Source organism: Actinomadura sp. NPDC000600 (assembly GCF_040492135.1).
GTDB lineage: Bacteria > Actinomycetota > Actinomycetes > Streptosporangiales > Streptosporangiaceae > Spirillospora.
The window spans coordinates 115,777-128,522 of record NZ_JBEUPD010000008.1; the positions used below are offsets into that span (position 1 = coordinate 115,777).

Sequence of the window (12,746 nt, forward strand, 5' to 3'; positions counted from 1 at the left end):
GGGGTATGTGTCCATGGGTGAGTTACCTCACCTCCGCCGGGACCTCCGGCGGGACCTTCGCCTCTACCTGCGAAGACTCCCCAAATCGAGACTGGGGCCCAAACGAGGCAACCGCCAGTGAGGGAGGTGGCACCGATGAGCGAGATGCTGGTCGTCCACCGGGAGGACGACGCCTTCGCGGTGATCGTCCGCGACCACGTCATCCATGTGGACCAGCCGTACATGCTGGGAGGAATGGACGCCGGACCGACCCCGGTCGAGTTGTTCGTGGCGTCCCTCGCCGCCTGCACGGCGCACCACGCGCGGACCTACCTGGTGCGGCGCTGCCTTCCCGCGAACGGGCTGGAGGTCACCGCCGACTACGCGATGAGCCCGGAGGGCCCCGCCCGCGTGACGCGCATCGAACTGCGCCTGCGGCCCCCCGTCCGGCTGCCCGACTGGGAGGTCGGGGGACTGATGGAGGCGGCCATGGCCTGCACCGTCAACAACTCCATCATCGACACCCCGCGCATCGGAGTGCGGCTGGAGTCCGAGGTCGCCGCCTGAGCCGGCGCCAGAGGTCCCGCAGGCGAGGGGCCGTTCGGCCCTGGGGCCGTGCGCGGGCGGGCCGGTGCAATGGAGGCGGACCCAGGAGGTGGGCGTCATGAGCCACGTGGTCGTCGGATACGACGGAACGAGGGAGAGCGGGCGGGCCCTGCGCTGGGCGGTGGAGGAGGCCCGGCTGCGGCGGCTGCCGCTCACAGTGTGCCATGCCTGGCGGTGGCCGTATCCGGTGAGCTACATGGACTACGAGGGCCTGGCCATCGTCCGCCGGATGGGCGAGCACATGCTCGACCACGGCGTGGCGCTGGCGCACGAGCTCGCCCCCACTCTGAAGGTGCACAAGCGGCTCGACACCGGGGGTCCCTACGACGCGCTGGTGAACCAGGGACCGGACGCCGAGCTCATCGTCATCGGGTCCCACCCTCCGGAGGAGACGCCGGTGGGGTCGACGTCGCTGCGGGTGCCGGCGAGGGCGGGCGCTCCGGTCGTGGTCGTGCGCTCGGCCGCGCCGCGCGACGGCCGGGTGGTCGTCGGCGTGGACGGCTCCGCGGGCGCGGACGCGGCGCTGGCGTTCGCCTTCGAGGAGGCCGCGCTGCGCGGCTGGCGGCTGCGCGCGGTGTACGGGTGCTGGGAGCCCGGAGCCGCCCCCGATGGGGACCTGTCGCTGTTCGGCGACGAGGACAAGCTCCGCCACGTGTGCGGAGCGGTGCTGGAACGGGCGGTCGCGCCCTGGCTGGTCAAGTACCCCACCGTCCAGGCGGCGACGTCGCTGGTGCTCGAGCCGCCCCGGGAGGCGCTGCTGGAGGCGGCGGACGGCGCCACGATGACGGTGCTGGGCGCGCGCGGGGCCGGCGAGGTGCAGCCGCTCACGCTGGGCGCGACGAGCGACGCGCTGCTCAAGCACGCCCCGTGCACGGTCGCGATCGTCCCGCAGCGGGTCGGATAGGACGGGAGCCCGTCCCCGTGCCGGGGACGGGACCTCTGGAACATCGAAGGTAGGCGAGTCGAGTGAGCATGGTGACCGCGGCGGATCTCGCGCGCGAGCCGTTCTTCGAAGGCATGCGGAGCCTGGACCTGTCCAGGCTGGCGAAGGCGGGACGGCACACCGACATCCCGGCGGGGCGCCGCATGTTCGCGGAGGCCGCCCCGGCGGAGCGGTTCTGGCTCGTCCTGGACGGGATCGTGGCCGTGGACATGCGCGGCCCCGAGGGCGGGACGCTCGTCATCGACACCTTCGGGCCCGGATCGGTGGTGGGCTGGTCCTGGCTGTTCCGCCCGCACCGGTGGCGGTTCGGAGCCGTCGCGAGCACGCCGGTCCGGGCGATCGAGTTCGACGGCAGGCTGGTCCGGACGCTGAGCGCGGTCGACCCGGCGCTTGGCTACGAGCTGACGCGCCGCTTCGCCGAGCAGGTCGTCAGCCGCTTGGAAGCGACCCAGACGCGGCTCGCCCGGACCGCACCCGAGGCGCTGGGGCAGGCCGGCTGACCGGCGCCCGACCCGATCGGCGCCTGATCCGATCGACCACAACGCCCGCCCGCCGGAGGCCGGGGCCGTCCGGCCCCGGCCTCCGGCGGGCGGGTCGCGCGTTCTCGGCGCCTCCTCCGTTCGGCGCCTCCTCGGTTCAGGGGCCGGGCCGCCGCTCAGGCGTAGGGGCGGACGACGGCGACGGGGCAGTGGGCGTGGTGGATCACGCCGTGGCCGACCGACCCGAGCGGGAACGACCGGCCCCGGGACCCGACCACGACCAGGTCGGCGTCCGCGGAGGCCTGCGCGAGCATCTCCACGGGGTGGCCGATGACGACGTCCTCGACGACCTTGAGGTCCGGATGGCGCTCGCGCCACGGTGCCAGGGCCGCCGCCAGGCGGTCGTAGCGGGCGTTGGCGGCGAGCTGCACGTCCACCCCGGAGCCGACGGGGGGCGCGGCGGGCCGCCAGGCGTGCAGCACGCGCAGCCGGGCGTCCCGGGCGGCGGCCGCGGCGAACGCGTGGTCGAGCGCCGGTGCGGGGTCCTCGGCCAGGTCCAGGCCGACCACGACCTCGCCGAGCGGGGTGTCCGAGTGGCCCCGGACGATGACCACCGGGCCGGGGTAGTGCCCGGCCAGGTCCAGGCCGGTGGAGCCGAGCAGCAGCGAGGCGAAGCCGCCCCGGCCGCGGTGGCCGACGACGACCTCGGCGGCCTCGCCGGTGTAGTGCCGCAGACCGCCCGCCACGGTCCGGTCGTGGACGAGCATGGTCTCGACCTTGAGACCGGGGTGCCGGCGCAGGGCGACGTCCCGTCCGGCGCGCAGCACCGGGTTCCACGAGTCCACGAGCGAGGCGACGTCGCCGCCGGTGTTCCCGGGCGCGGTCTTCGTGGGGGTCTCCAGGACGTGCAGGATGTGCAGTTCCTTGCCGAGGCGCGCGGCCTCCTCGGCGGCCCAGCCGATGGCGCGGTCGGAGGGGGCGGACCCGTCGGTTCCGACGAGAACGGCCGTTCTTTGGGTGGACATGTGCTTCTCCTGGGGGTACGGGGGTCAGCGACCGGCGGTGGGGGTGAGCGGCGGAAGCAGGAGCAGTTCGTGCGCCTGCCGCGCCGTCGGCGCCGTGCCGCCGCGGTCGGGGGTGTCCAGGGGCGTGCCCTCCAGGGCCGCGGCCAGCAGCCGGGCCGCTTCGGTCAGCGCGGCGACCTGCCGCTCCAGCACCGCGACGCGGTGTTCCAGAGCCGGGACGGACGAACCATGAATGATCTGCCTCGCCATCGCGAAGCTCCTTAACCTCGGCGAGCCGCCCCGACGGCGGCCAACGGTGCCGACTCAAGCGTCGATCACGCGTCCGCGCGCCCGTAGGGACCTTGGTCCCCGCCTCGGCGGCGACGGTCCCCCCCCCGCGTCCCGGACGCGGACCTCAAGCCCGGTCGCCGGCGAGCAGGGCGATGCCCTCGAAGCCGGGCGTCCACCAGAGGCGGCCCTCGGACGACACGCCGAGCGCCTCGACCAGCGGGCAGGCCTCCGCCCAGGCCTGGGCCGCGTCGCCCATGACGAAGGCCGCGGTCGCGAGCGCGTCGACGTCGGTGAGGTGGCGTCCGACCAGCGTGACGGAGGCGAGGCCCGCGGCGGGACGCCCGGTGCGGGGGTCGATGATGTGCCGCCCGCGTTCGGCGGTTCCCGAGGTCGCGACGGCGATGTCGCCACCGGACACGACGGCGATGAGCCCGTCGCGGTCGTGCGGGTCGGCGAGGCCGAGCCGCCAGGGTTCTCCGGGGCCGGCCTCGCCGCGCGCCTGGATGTCGCCGCCGCCGTTCACGCAGTGGTCGTGCGCCCCGGCCTCGTGCAGGATCGTCGACGCCCGCTCGATCGCCCAGCCCTTGACCAGGCCGCTGGGATCGAGCCGCCCCCCGGGTTCGCAGGTGAACGCGCCGCCGGTCATCCGTCCGATCTCCGCGCAGAGGCGCAGGACCTCGGCGACCTCGGGGGCGCAGTCGCCGAGCCCGGCGCGGCCGTCCGCCAGCCGCGTGATCTGGCTGTCGGGGCGGTAGGGGGAGAAGACGCGGTCGACGTGGTGCAGCCAGGCGACGGCCTCGGCGAGGCCCGCGGTGACGGCCGGCGAGCGCGGTGTGCGGATGTCGAAGGAGAACACCGTCCCCATCACGTGCTCGACATGGCTGATTCCCTCAGGCACGGGCTTTGTCCAGAGCGCTCTGCAAGGAGGTGATGTACCCCTCGCTGGTGTAGGTGGCGCCGGAGACGGAGTCGATGCGCGCGTTCCCGGCCTTGAGGGCCTCCTTGGTGAGTTTGGGCAGGGCGAACGCGGCGATCTCGCGGTCGCGGCCGTTCTCCGAGGGGGAGCGTAGGACGCGGACGCCGGTGAGGTGGCCGGAGGACATCTTGATCTCGACCTGGACCGGGCCGTAGCGGGTGTCGACGGTCTGACCCCGATAGGTCCCGTTCGCCAGGTTCGCCCCTCCGCCGCTCGACCCTCCGGTCGTCCCGGTGCCCGTTCCGCCGCCCGCGGTGGCGGGCGGGGTGGCGGGGGCCTCCTGATGGTGCGGCTTCAGCGACAGCAGGAGCACGACCCCCGCGATCGTCGCGCTCGTGGTGAACACGGCTCGGCGCATGTGGTGGGTCCCCTCAGAACTCGAAGGATTCGGTACGGACGTGGCGGCGCCGCACGCCTGCCTGCTTGAGTGCGCGGTGGGCGGCGGTCATCATGCCGGGAGGGCCGCACAGGTAGACGTCCCGGTGCCGGATGTCGGGGACGAGGCCCCGCAGCGCCCGGCCGGTCAGCGGCAGGGAGTACTGGGACGGCTCGTCCACGAAGTAGTAGGCCTGCGCGCCCCGCACGCGGGCGATGTCGTCAAGTTCGCCGCGCAGGGCGAGGTCCTCGGGGCGCCGGGCCAGGTAGACGAGGGTCACGTCGCCGGGCAGGGTCTCGAACAGCGTCCGCAGCGGGGTGATGCCGACGCCGCCGGCGATCAGCAGGGCCCGGTCGTGGCTCGGCCGCGCTCCGGTGAGCCCGCCGTAGGGCCCCTCCGCCCACACCCGCGTCCCGGGGCGGAGCCGGGCGAGGGCCTTGCTGTGGTCCCCGGCCTCCTTGACGGTGATCCGGAGCCGGTGCCCGCGGGCCGGTTCGGACAGCGAGTAGGGGTTGGCCGTCCACCAGTGGCCCGGGGCGAGGAACCGCCAGCGGAAGAACTGGCCCGGCTCGGCGCGCAGCTCGTCGAGGCGGCGGCCGCTCATGTAGACCGAGAAGACCCCGGGCGCCTCGGCCTGGACGTCGGTGACCCGCAGCCCGTGCCGGAGCCCGCGCACCGCGGGCATCAGGAACCGGAACCAGGCGAGGACGACGGCGACGCCGATGTACAGGGTGTACCAGGCGGCCTTGGCCCAGGGCGATCCGGCGAACTGGGCGCCGTTGGCGAGCTGGTGCGAGAACGCGAGGAAGATCGCCAGGTAGGTGGCGAAGTGCAGGTAGTGCCACGTCTCGTAGCGCATCCGCCGCCGGGCCGCCCTCGCGGAGGTGATGCCGACGCCGAGGAAGAGCAGGAACCCGAGCGTCCCCTTGAGCATCTCGGGGTAGTCGACGACCACCGTCGCCGTCTCGTGGACGACGTCGGTCCGGGCCGTGACCGCGTACCCCCAGATGATCAGGAGGGCGTGCGCCAGCGCGAGGAAGACGGTGTACCGCCCGCCCATCGCGTGCCAGCGCGCCAGCCGGTCGGTGCCGACCCCGCGCTCCAGCGCCGGCACGCGGGCCATCAGGGCCAGCAGGACGGCGCAGCCGTATCCCGCCAGCAGTCCGGTGACGCGCCCCGCCTCCGTCAGCCAGCCGTCGAGGCCGGTGATCGGGCCGGTGCTCCGCCACCACAGCGCCAGCACCGCCACGGCGCCGGCGTAGATCAGCACCTGCGGCCACCAGGGCGGGATACGCCACGCCGACCGCCGGGCCTGCTGGGGCGGCCGCATGATGTCGTACCTGGTCGTGGTCATGCCGGCCACCCTGCCAACGCATTTTCTGCGTTCCCTCTGACACCATGGGAGAACGCGCATCTCAGAGCCTTTTCAGAGGAAAGGCAGAGGTTGGAGAGGGATGCTGAGCGGACCATGACGAACGACGAACCCGTGGTGGCGGGCTTGCAGCGGGCCGACGGGACACCCGTACGGGTCCTCGTGGTCGACGACGAACCGGATCTGGCGGAGGTGCTGTCGCGCGTCCTGGCCTCGGAGGGCTGGGCGGTGCGGACGGCCGGCGACGGCGCGGGCGCGCTCGCCGCCGCACGCGACTTCCGCCCGGACGCGGTCGTGCTGGACGTGATGCTCCCCGACATCGACGGCCTGCAGGTGCTTCGGCGGCTGCGAGCCGACTCGCCCGACGTCTGCGTGCTGTTCCTGACCGCCAAGGACGCCGTCGAGGACCGCATCGCCGGCATCACCGCGGGCGGCGACGACTACGTGACCAAGCCGTTCAGCCTGGAGGAGGTCCTGGCGAGGCTGCGCGGGCTGCTGCGCCGGGCGGGCATGGCCCGGCAGGCGGGCGCCGGTCGGCTGCTCACCGTCGGCGGCCTGGCCATGGACGAGGACGCCCGGGAGGTGACCCGCGACGGCGAGGTCGTGGAGCTGACCCCCACCGAGTTCGAGCTGCTGCGCTTCCTGATGCGCAACCCGCGCCGGGTCCTCAGCAAGGCCCAGATCCTCGACCGCGTCTGGGACTACGACTTCGGCGGCCAGGCCCACGTCGTCGAGCTGTACATCAGCTACCTGCGCAAGAAGATCGACGCGGGCCGCGCGCCGATGATCCACACCGTGCGCGGGGTCGGGTACGTCCTGAAGCCGGGGGCTCCGTGAGGGGCCCGCGCACGCTGCGGGCCCGGCTCACCGCCGGACTGCTCGTCCTGCTGGCGCTGAGCTGCCTCGCCGTGGGGATCGCCACCGCGACCGCGCTCGACCGGTTCCTCGTCGGCCGGCTGGACGAGCAGCTCACCGCGTCCGGCGGGCGGTTCCCGGCGAGCCTGGAGCACGAGCGGCGCAAGGACGCCGACGACCGTCCCGACACCCGCGGTCAGGCGCCGGGGACGTTCGGCGCGCGGCTCTTCGGCCGCACGGTGACGGAGGCCGCGGTCGTGCGCGACAGCTCCGACGAACCCGTGCCGCTCGACGCCGCCGACAGGCGCGCCCTGGCCGCCCTCCCACCCGACGGCCGGGGGCGTTCGCTCGACCTGTCTGCGCTGGAGGAGTACCGGGTGATGGCGCTGCGCGGCGACGACGGGGACGTCCTGGTCACCGGCCTGCCGCTCCGGCCGGCCGAGGAGACGCTGCACCGCCTCATCATGGTGGAGGCGGTCGTGTTCGCGGCCGTGCTCGCCGCGGCCGGGATCGCGGCTGCGGCCTGGGTCCGGCTGGCCCTGCGCCCGCTGCGGCGGGTCGCCGCGACCGCGTCCCGGGTCACCGAGCTGCCGCTGGCCAGCGGCGAGGTGGCGATGCCCGAGCGCGTCCCCGACACCGACCCCCGCACCGAGGTCGGGCAGGTCGGCGCCGCGCTGAACCGGATGCTCGGCCACGTCGAGAACGCGCTGGCCCGGCGGCACGCCAGCGAGGAGCGGCTCCGGCGGTTCGCCGCCGACGCGAGCCACGAGCTGCGCACCCCGGTCGCCGCGATCCGCGGCCATGCCGAGCTCGCCCTGCGCATGCCCGAGCCCGTCCCGGACGAGGTGCGGCACGCGCTGGGGCGCATCGAGGCCGAGTCGGTCCGGATGTCCGAACTGGTCGACGACCTGCTGCTCCTCGCCCGCCTGGACGCCGGCCGACCGCTGGAGGCGGACCCGGTCGACCTGACCCGCATCGTGCTCGACGCCACCGCCGACGCCCGTGCGGTCGGCCCGCGGCACCGCTGGGAGCTGGTGCTCCCGGAGGAACCGGTGACCGTCACCGGGGACGCGCGCCGGCTCCACCAGCTGGTCGCCAACCTGCTCGCCAACGCGCGCGCCCACACGCCCCCCGGCACGCACGTCACCGTGCGGCTCACCGTCCAGGGAGCCGCCGTCCTCCTCGACGTGGAGGACGACGGCCCCGGCATCCCGGCCGAGCTGCGCGAGGAGATCTTCCAGCGGTTCGTCCGCGCCGACAAGGGCCGGGCGCGCAGCGCGGGCGGCACGGGCCTCGGGCTGGCCATCGTCCAGGCGGTGGCCGCCGCCCACGGCGGCCGCGCCGAACTCGTCGCCGGAGAGCACACGCTCTTCCGCGTGACGCTCCCGATCTCGAAGGCCGAAGCCCCGTAGCGGGGCTTCGGCCCTGGAGCCCGGCGCTCGCGGCGCGCCGGCGACCGCGTGTTCCTACAGCGGCGCGCCCTCGCCGGTCGCGCTGGTGTGCCCGCGAGCCCTGCGGCGGGTCTCCCTGTACTGGGCGGTGCTCTCCACGCGGGCGCGCAGGCGGGTGCCGGCCAGGCTGATCGCCTCCGGCATCGAGGCCGCCGCGGCGTGGGCGTTGACCGGCAGGCCGTTGAGGTCGACCCGGAACGAGGCCAGGCAGGGCCGGGGGACGGCCGGGTCGTGGAGAACGCTGAGCATGGCCTTCGCGTACAGGACGGGACGCGGGGCATGAGCCAGCGCTCGGGCGACGGTCTCGCGCGCCCGCCGCAGGTCCTCCTGCGAAACGTCCTTGCTGGTCGCGAACTGGATGTCGAGCTCGTTCGGAGCTGTGGCGGGCAACGTGGGCCTCCCTATTCGCACGGGCCGGTTACACCAGCATTGGGCTCGTGCAGGGGGCGCCCCAGGGACTTTGGTCCCTCCGGGTGCGGCCTTAGGACCGCCATGGGACTCAGCCGAGAGCCAGGATCCGCATGGCCAGGCGAGCGGTCCGGCCGCCCTCCTCCTCCGCCACACCGAGCGCCGTCCGCACGTCGAGGTCGTCGAGGAGCGCCCGTTCCACGGCGGCCTCGGCCGCGGTGGAGGAGTTCCCCCGGCCCGCCGCTAGATGCAGCCGCTCCAGGTCGGCCGCGGCGCGGTCGAGGGCGCCGGGCGTGTAGTCCCACTCCCGTGCCCAGGGCTCGGTGAGGAGCATGAACCGGACGGCCGCGGCCGGGTGGTCCTGGACCAGGTCGGAGACCAGCACCAGGTTCCCGGTGGACTTCGCCATCTTGACGCCGTCCCGGCACACCATGCCCACGTGCAGCCAGGCTCGGGAGAACGGCCGTACGCCCGTCAGCGCCTCGGCCATGGCGGCCTCGTAGGCGTGGTGGGGGAACCGCAGGTCGGCGCCGCCCGCGTGCAGGTCGAGGGCCGGGCCGAACGCCGTCATGGCCATCGCGGCGCACTCGGCGTGCCAGCCGGGCCGGCCGGCGCTCCAGGGGCTGGGCCAGGCGGGCTCGCCCGACCGCGACGGCCGCCACACCGCGACGTCGAACGGGTCCTCCTTGCCGGGGTCGTCGGGTGCGTCGCCGTACTCGGCGAGGAGGTCGTGGGCCCGGCCGGCGTCGAGGCCGGCGCGCTGCGGGACGTCTCCGCCCCGGAACAGGACCGCGCCGTCCCGGACGTAGGCGAGGCCTGCGGCGAGGAGGCCCTGGGCGAGCGCGACGACCTCGCTGACATGGGTGTGGGCGCGGGGCTGGAGGTCGACGGCGTGGACGCCGAGCACCTCCAGGTCGCGTTCGAAGTAGAACTGCTGGACGGCGGCGAAGCTGTCGTACGGACTGCCCGCGCGGTGCGCCGCCTGGTCCAGCACGTCGTCGACGTCGGTGACGTTGCGGCACACGCGCACCTCGGCGCCGGCGTGCCGCAGGACGCGTGCGGCGACGTCGGCCCAGACGAAGGTGCGGGCATGGCCGAGATGGGTCGCGTCGTAGGGGGTGATCCCGCAGACGTACATGCGGGCGGGGCCGACGACCGGGAGGGGCCGGCCGCCGATCCGGAGGGTGCGATCGGGTGCGTTGAGATCCACGAGAGCGCCGTTCGTCAGGGTGGCAGGGCACCTTACTCCCTCCCGTCCTACCCCGGGCAAGGCTTCCCGGCCGGGGGACGAAGGTCCCGATGACCGGTGACCTTGGGGCGCTGACCCGCCGGGCCGCCCCGTCCGACGCTGGGGGCATGACCGAGAGCCTTTCCGGCGCGCGTGTGTTCGCGCTGCTGACCGATGGAACGCAGGTCGAGATCAGGCGGCTGGGCGAGGCGGACCGGGAGGCGGTGCGCGACCTGCACCGCGGGCTGCGGGAGGAGAGCCTCTACCTGCGGTTCTTCGGCCTCAACCGGGCCGTGGCCGAGCAGGTCGCGGCGCGGGTCTGCCGCGCGGACGGCGCGGGCCACGCGGCGCTCGGCGCGTGGCTGCACGGCGAACTGGTCGGCGTGGCGGAGTACGAACCGACCGACGTGCCGGGCGAGGCCGAGTTCGCGATGGCGGTCGCCGACCGGATGCACCACCGGGGGGTCGGCACGCTGCTGCTGGAGCACCTCGGATCCCTGGCCCGCTCCCAGGGGATCGTGGCCTTCCGCGCCGACACGCTCGCGGAGAACACCGCGATGCTGCGCGTCTTCGCCGACGCCGGGATGGCGGCGCGGCGCCGCTCCGCGGGGAACGTGGTCGAGCTGACGCTGCCGCTGGTCTCCGACGAGGGATACCTGGACGCGGTGGCCGAACGGGAGCGGCGCGCGGACGTGGCGAGCCTGGAGCCGCTGCTGCGGCCGCGGACGGTCGCGGTCGTCGGGGCCTCCCGGCGGCCGGGGACGGTCGGGGCCGAGATCCTGCGCAACATCCTCTCCGCCGGGTTCGGGGGCGCCGTGTACGCGGTGAACCCGCACGCCGCCGGCGGCGACCTGCACGGCGCGCCCTGCGTGGCGACGCCCGCCGACCTGCCGGAGCGGCCCGACCTGGCGGTCGTCACCGTGCCCGCCGGCGCCGTGGTCCGCGCGGCGGCCGAGTGCGGGCGCGGCGGGGCCCGTGCGCTGGTGGTGGTCAGCTCCGGGCTCACCGCCGTCCAGGGGCGCGACCTGCTGGCGGTCTGCCGGGAGCACGGCATGCGGCTGGTCGGCCCGAACTGCCTGGGGACGGCCAACACGGCGGTCTCGCTCGACGCGACGTTCGGCGCCGCGCATCCCGTCCCCGGGAGCGCGGGGGTGGTGGTGCAGTCGGGCGGTGTCGGGATCGCGCTGCTGGAGCAGCTGTCGCGGCTGGGGGTCGGGATCTCCTCCTTCGCCTCGGTCGGGGACAAGTACGACGTCAGCGCGAACGACCTGCTCATGTGGTGGGAGTCGGACGAGACGACCCGGGTGGGGATCCTGCACGTGGAGTCGTTCGGCAACCCGCGCAAGTTCGCCAGGACGGCGCGGCGGGTGGCGGCCCGGATGCCGTTGCTGACCGTCCTCGCCGGGCGGTCGGCGCCCGGCACGCGGGCGGCGGCCTCCCACACCGCGGCCGCCGCCACCCCGGAGATCACGCGGCGGGCCCTGTTCCGGCAGGCGGGCATCGTCGCCACCGACGACCTCGGGGAACTGGTGGACGCGGCGGCGCTGCTGGCGACCCAGCCGCTCCCGGCGGGGCCGCGCGTCGCGGTGGTGTCCAACGCGGGCGGGGCGGGGGTCCTCGCGGCCGACGCCTGCGCCGACGCGGGGCTCACGGTCCCGGTCCTCGGACCGGCCACCCGGCGCCGCCTCTCCGCGATGCTGCCCCCGTGCGCGGCGGTCTCCAACCCCGTCGACACCACGGCCGCGGTCTCCGCCGAGCTGTTCCGGGAGGCCCTCGACGCGGTCGCCGCGGACGAGTCCGTCGACGCCGTCCTGGCGCTCGTGGCGCCCACGGCGCTCGCCGATCTGCGCGGAGCGCTCGGCGGCGGCGGCAAGCCGGTCGCCGCCGTCGTGCTGGGGCAGGCCGAGACCGTCAGGGTCAACGAGATGGGCGTCCCCTGCTACGCCTATCCGGAGAACGCCGTCCGCGCGTTCGCACGCGCCTTCTCCTACGCGCGGCGGCGGGGCCTGCCGCCCGGCACGGCCCCCGTGCTGCCAGGCCTGCTGCCGGTGGAGGCTGCGGCCGTCATCGACGAGTTCCTGTCGGCGGAGCCGGAGGGCGGCTGGCTGCCGCCCGTCGGCACCTTCCGGCTGCTGGAGTCCTACGGGCTCCCCCTCGCCCCCTGGTGCTGGGCGCGGACCGAGGACGAGGCCGCCGCGGCGGCCCGCGAGATGGGCGTCCCGGTGGCGATGAAGGCGCACGTGCCCGGCGTCGTGCACAAGACGGCGGCGGGAGCGCTCCGGCTGGGCCTGGACGGAGAGCGGGAGGTACGAGAGGCCTTCCGGGGCCTCGCGGGCCGGTTCGGCGAGGACCTGAAGGGCGTGGTCGTCCAGGCCATGGTGGAGGAGGGCGTCGAGGTGCTGTGCGGCGCCGTCCAGGAAGAGGTGTTCGGGGCCGTCGTCGTCTTCGGAGCGGGCGGCATCGACACCGACGCGCTGGCGGACCGCACCGCGCGCCTCGCCCCGCTGACCGCGCAGGAGGCCGACGACCTGATCCGCGAGCCGCGCCTGTCGGCCCTGCTGCTCGGCCATCCCGCCCGTCCGCCCGGCGACGTCGCCGGCCTGCGCGAGGCCCTGCTGCGGCTGTCCAGGCTGGCGGCCGACCACCCCGAGATCGCCGAACTCGACCTCAACCCCACCGTCGTCCGCCCGGACGGGGTGGTGGCCGTCGACGCGCGCGTGAAGGTCGTGCCCCGGCGCGCCTGGGACCCCTACCTGCGCCGCCTCCGCTGAAGGGGAC

The 12,746-nt window shown here is 75.0% G+C and carries 13 protein-coding genes; 6 read left to right on the forward strand and 7 right to left on the reverse strand.

Annotated features, from left to right (window positions below; all coding sequences use genetic code 11):
• Positions 1–135: 135 nt before the first annotated feature.
• The 3 genes from ABWI07_RS14485 (at position 136) to ABWI07_RS14495 (ending at position 2,028) form a co-directional block, all read left to right on the forward strand.
• A complete protein-coding gene (locus ABWI07_RS14485; RefSeq protein ID WP_149257046.1) occupies positions 136–546 on the forward strand; it encodes an OsmC family protein in 411 nt (136 codons plus the stop codon).
• A gap of 97 nt (positions 547–643) precedes the next feature.
• Positions 644–1,489, forward strand: coding sequence for a universal stress protein (locus ABWI07_RS14490; protein WP_235036502.1), 846 nt, complete (start codon positions 644–646; stop codon positions 1,487–1,489).
• 68 nt (positions 1,490–1,557) lie between these two features.
• Positions 1,558–2,028, forward strand: coding sequence for a Crp/Fnr family transcriptional regulator (locus ABWI07_RS14495; protein ID WP_235036621.1), 471 nt, complete (start codon positions 1,558–1,560; stop codon positions 2,026–2,028).
• Positions 2,029–2,183: 155 nt separating this feature from the next.
• Here the strand turns inward: ABWI07_RS14495 and ABWI07_RS14500 are convergent, their stop codons facing one another.
• The 5 genes from ABWI07_RS14500 to ABWI07_RS14520 all read right to left on the reverse strand — a co-directional run bounded on the left by ABWI07_RS14500 (position 2,184) and on the right by ABWI07_RS14520 (position 6,008).
• Entirely contained in the window at positions 2,184–3,032 is an 849-nt protein-coding gene (locus ABWI07_RS14500; RefSeq protein WP_149257044.1) for a universal stress protein, read from the reverse strand.
• Between the two features lie 24 nt (positions 3,033–3,056).
• Complete coding sequence (locus ABWI07_RS14505; protein WP_149257043.1) at positions 3,057–3,281, reverse strand: hypothetical protein; 225 nt, start codon at positions 3,279–3,281, stop codon at positions 3,057–3,059.
• Between the two features lie 145 nt (positions 3,282–3,426).
• A complete protein-coding gene (locus tag ABWI07_RS14510; RefSeq protein ID WP_200841642.1) occupies positions 3,427–4,200 on the reverse strand; it encodes an FAD:protein FMN transferase in 774 nt (257 codons plus the stop codon).
• Positions 4,193–4,636 carry an FMN-binding protein gene (locus ABWI07_RS14515; RefSeq protein ID WP_149257042.1) on the reverse strand — a complete coding sequence of 148 codons (444 nt, stop codon included), beginning with the start codon at positions 4,634–4,636 and terminating at the stop codon, positions 4,193–4,195. The genes ABWI07_RS14510 and ABWI07_RS14515 overlap by 8 nt, the downstream gene beginning before the upstream one ends.
• Before the next feature lie 13 nt (positions 4,637–4,649).
• Entirely contained in the window at positions 4,650–6,008 is a 1,359-nt protein-coding gene (locus ABWI07_RS14520) for a ferredoxin reductase family protein (protein ID WP_353818825.1), read from the reverse strand.
• Positions 6,009–6,122: 114 nt separating this feature from the next.
• On the opposite strand from ABWI07_RS14520, the gene ABWI07_RS14525 reads away from it, so the two are divergent.
• Together ABWI07_RS14525 and ABWI07_RS14530 are read left to right on the forward strand one after the other, a co-directional pair.
• Positions 6,123–6,863 (forward strand): response regulator transcription factor, encoded by a 741-nt coding sequence (locus tag ABWI07_RS14525; RefSeq protein WP_353818826.1) that lies wholly within the window; start codon positions 6,123–6,125, stop codon positions 6,861–6,863.
• Positions 6,860–8,293: a sensor histidine kinase gene (locus ABWI07_RS14530; protein ID WP_149257039.1), complete on the forward strand. Its 1,434-nt coding sequence runs from the start codon at positions 6,860–6,862 to the stop codon at positions 8,291–8,293. Before ABWI07_RS14525 ends, ABWI07_RS14530 begins: the two co-directional genes overlap by 4 nt.
• A 54-nt stretch (positions 8,294–8,347) precedes the next feature.
• Here the strand turns inward: ABWI07_RS14530 and ABWI07_RS14535 are convergent, their stop codons facing one another.
• Both ABWI07_RS14535 and ABWI07_RS14540 read right to left on the reverse strand, forming a co-directional pair.
• Positions 8,348–8,722: a hypothetical protein gene (locus ABWI07_RS14535; protein WP_353818827.1), complete on the reverse strand. Its 375-nt coding sequence runs from the start codon at positions 8,720–8,722 to the stop codon at positions 8,348–8,350.
• 109 nt (positions 8,723–8,831) lie between these two features.
• Positions 8,832–9,950 (reverse strand): class I tRNA ligase family protein, encoded by a 1,119-nt coding sequence (locus ABWI07_RS14540; protein WP_235036501.1) that lies wholly within the window; start codon positions 9,948–9,950, stop codon positions 8,832–8,834.
• Positions 9,951–10,096: 146 nt separating this feature from the next.
• Here ABWI07_RS14540 and ABWI07_RS14545 point away from each other — a divergent pair, with 146 nt between their 5' ends.
• The gene (locus tag ABWI07_RS14545) at positions 10,097–12,739 is read left to right on the forward strand and encodes a bifunctional acetate--CoA ligase family protein/GNAT family N-acetyltransferase (RefSeq protein WP_149257037.1); all 2,643 of its coding nucleotides are present in this window, start codon (positions 10,097–10,099) and stop codon (positions 12,737–12,739) included.
• Positions 12,740–12,746: the final 7 nt, after the last annotated feature.

Excerpts from the sequence above, each read along its gene's own strand:
- ABWI07_RS14520 (WP_353818825.1), bottom strand. The coding sequence starts at position 6,008 with ATGACCACGACCAGGTACGACATCATGCGGCCGCCCCAGCAGGCCCGG.
- ABWI07_RS14500 (WP_149257044.1), bottom strand. The coding sequence starts at position 3,032 with ATGTCCACCCAAAGAACGGCCGTTCTCGTCGGAACCGACGGGTCCGCC.
- ABWI07_RS14505 (WP_149257043.1), bottom strand. The coding sequence starts at position 3,281 with ATGGCGAGGCAGATCATTCATGGTTCGTCCGTCCCGGCTCTGGAACAC.
- ABWI07_RS14495 (WP_235036621.1), top strand. The coding sequence starts at position 1,558 with ATGGTGACCGCGGCGGATCTCGCGCGCGAGCCGTTCTTCGAAGGCATG.
- ABWI07_RS14490 (WP_235036502.1), top strand. The coding sequence starts at position 644 with ATGAGCCACGTGGTCGTCGGATACGACGGAACGAGGGAGAGCGGGCGG.
- ABWI07_RS14485 (WP_149257046.1), top strand. The coding sequence starts at position 136 with ATGAGCGAGATGCTGGTCGTCCACCGGGAGGACGACGCCTTCGCGGTG.
- ABWI07_RS14545 (WP_149257037.1), top strand. The coding sequence starts at position 10,097 with ATGACCGAGAGCCTTTCCGGCGCGCGTGTGTTCGCGCTGCTGACCGAT.
- ABWI07_RS14525 (WP_353818826.1), top strand. The coding sequence starts at position 6,123 with ATGACGAACGACGAACCCGTGGTGGCGGGCTTGCAGCGGGCCGACGGG.
- ABWI07_RS14515 (WP_149257042.1), bottom strand. The coding sequence starts at position 4,636 with ATGCGCCGAGCCGTGTTCACCACGAGCGCGACGATCGCGGGGGTCGTG.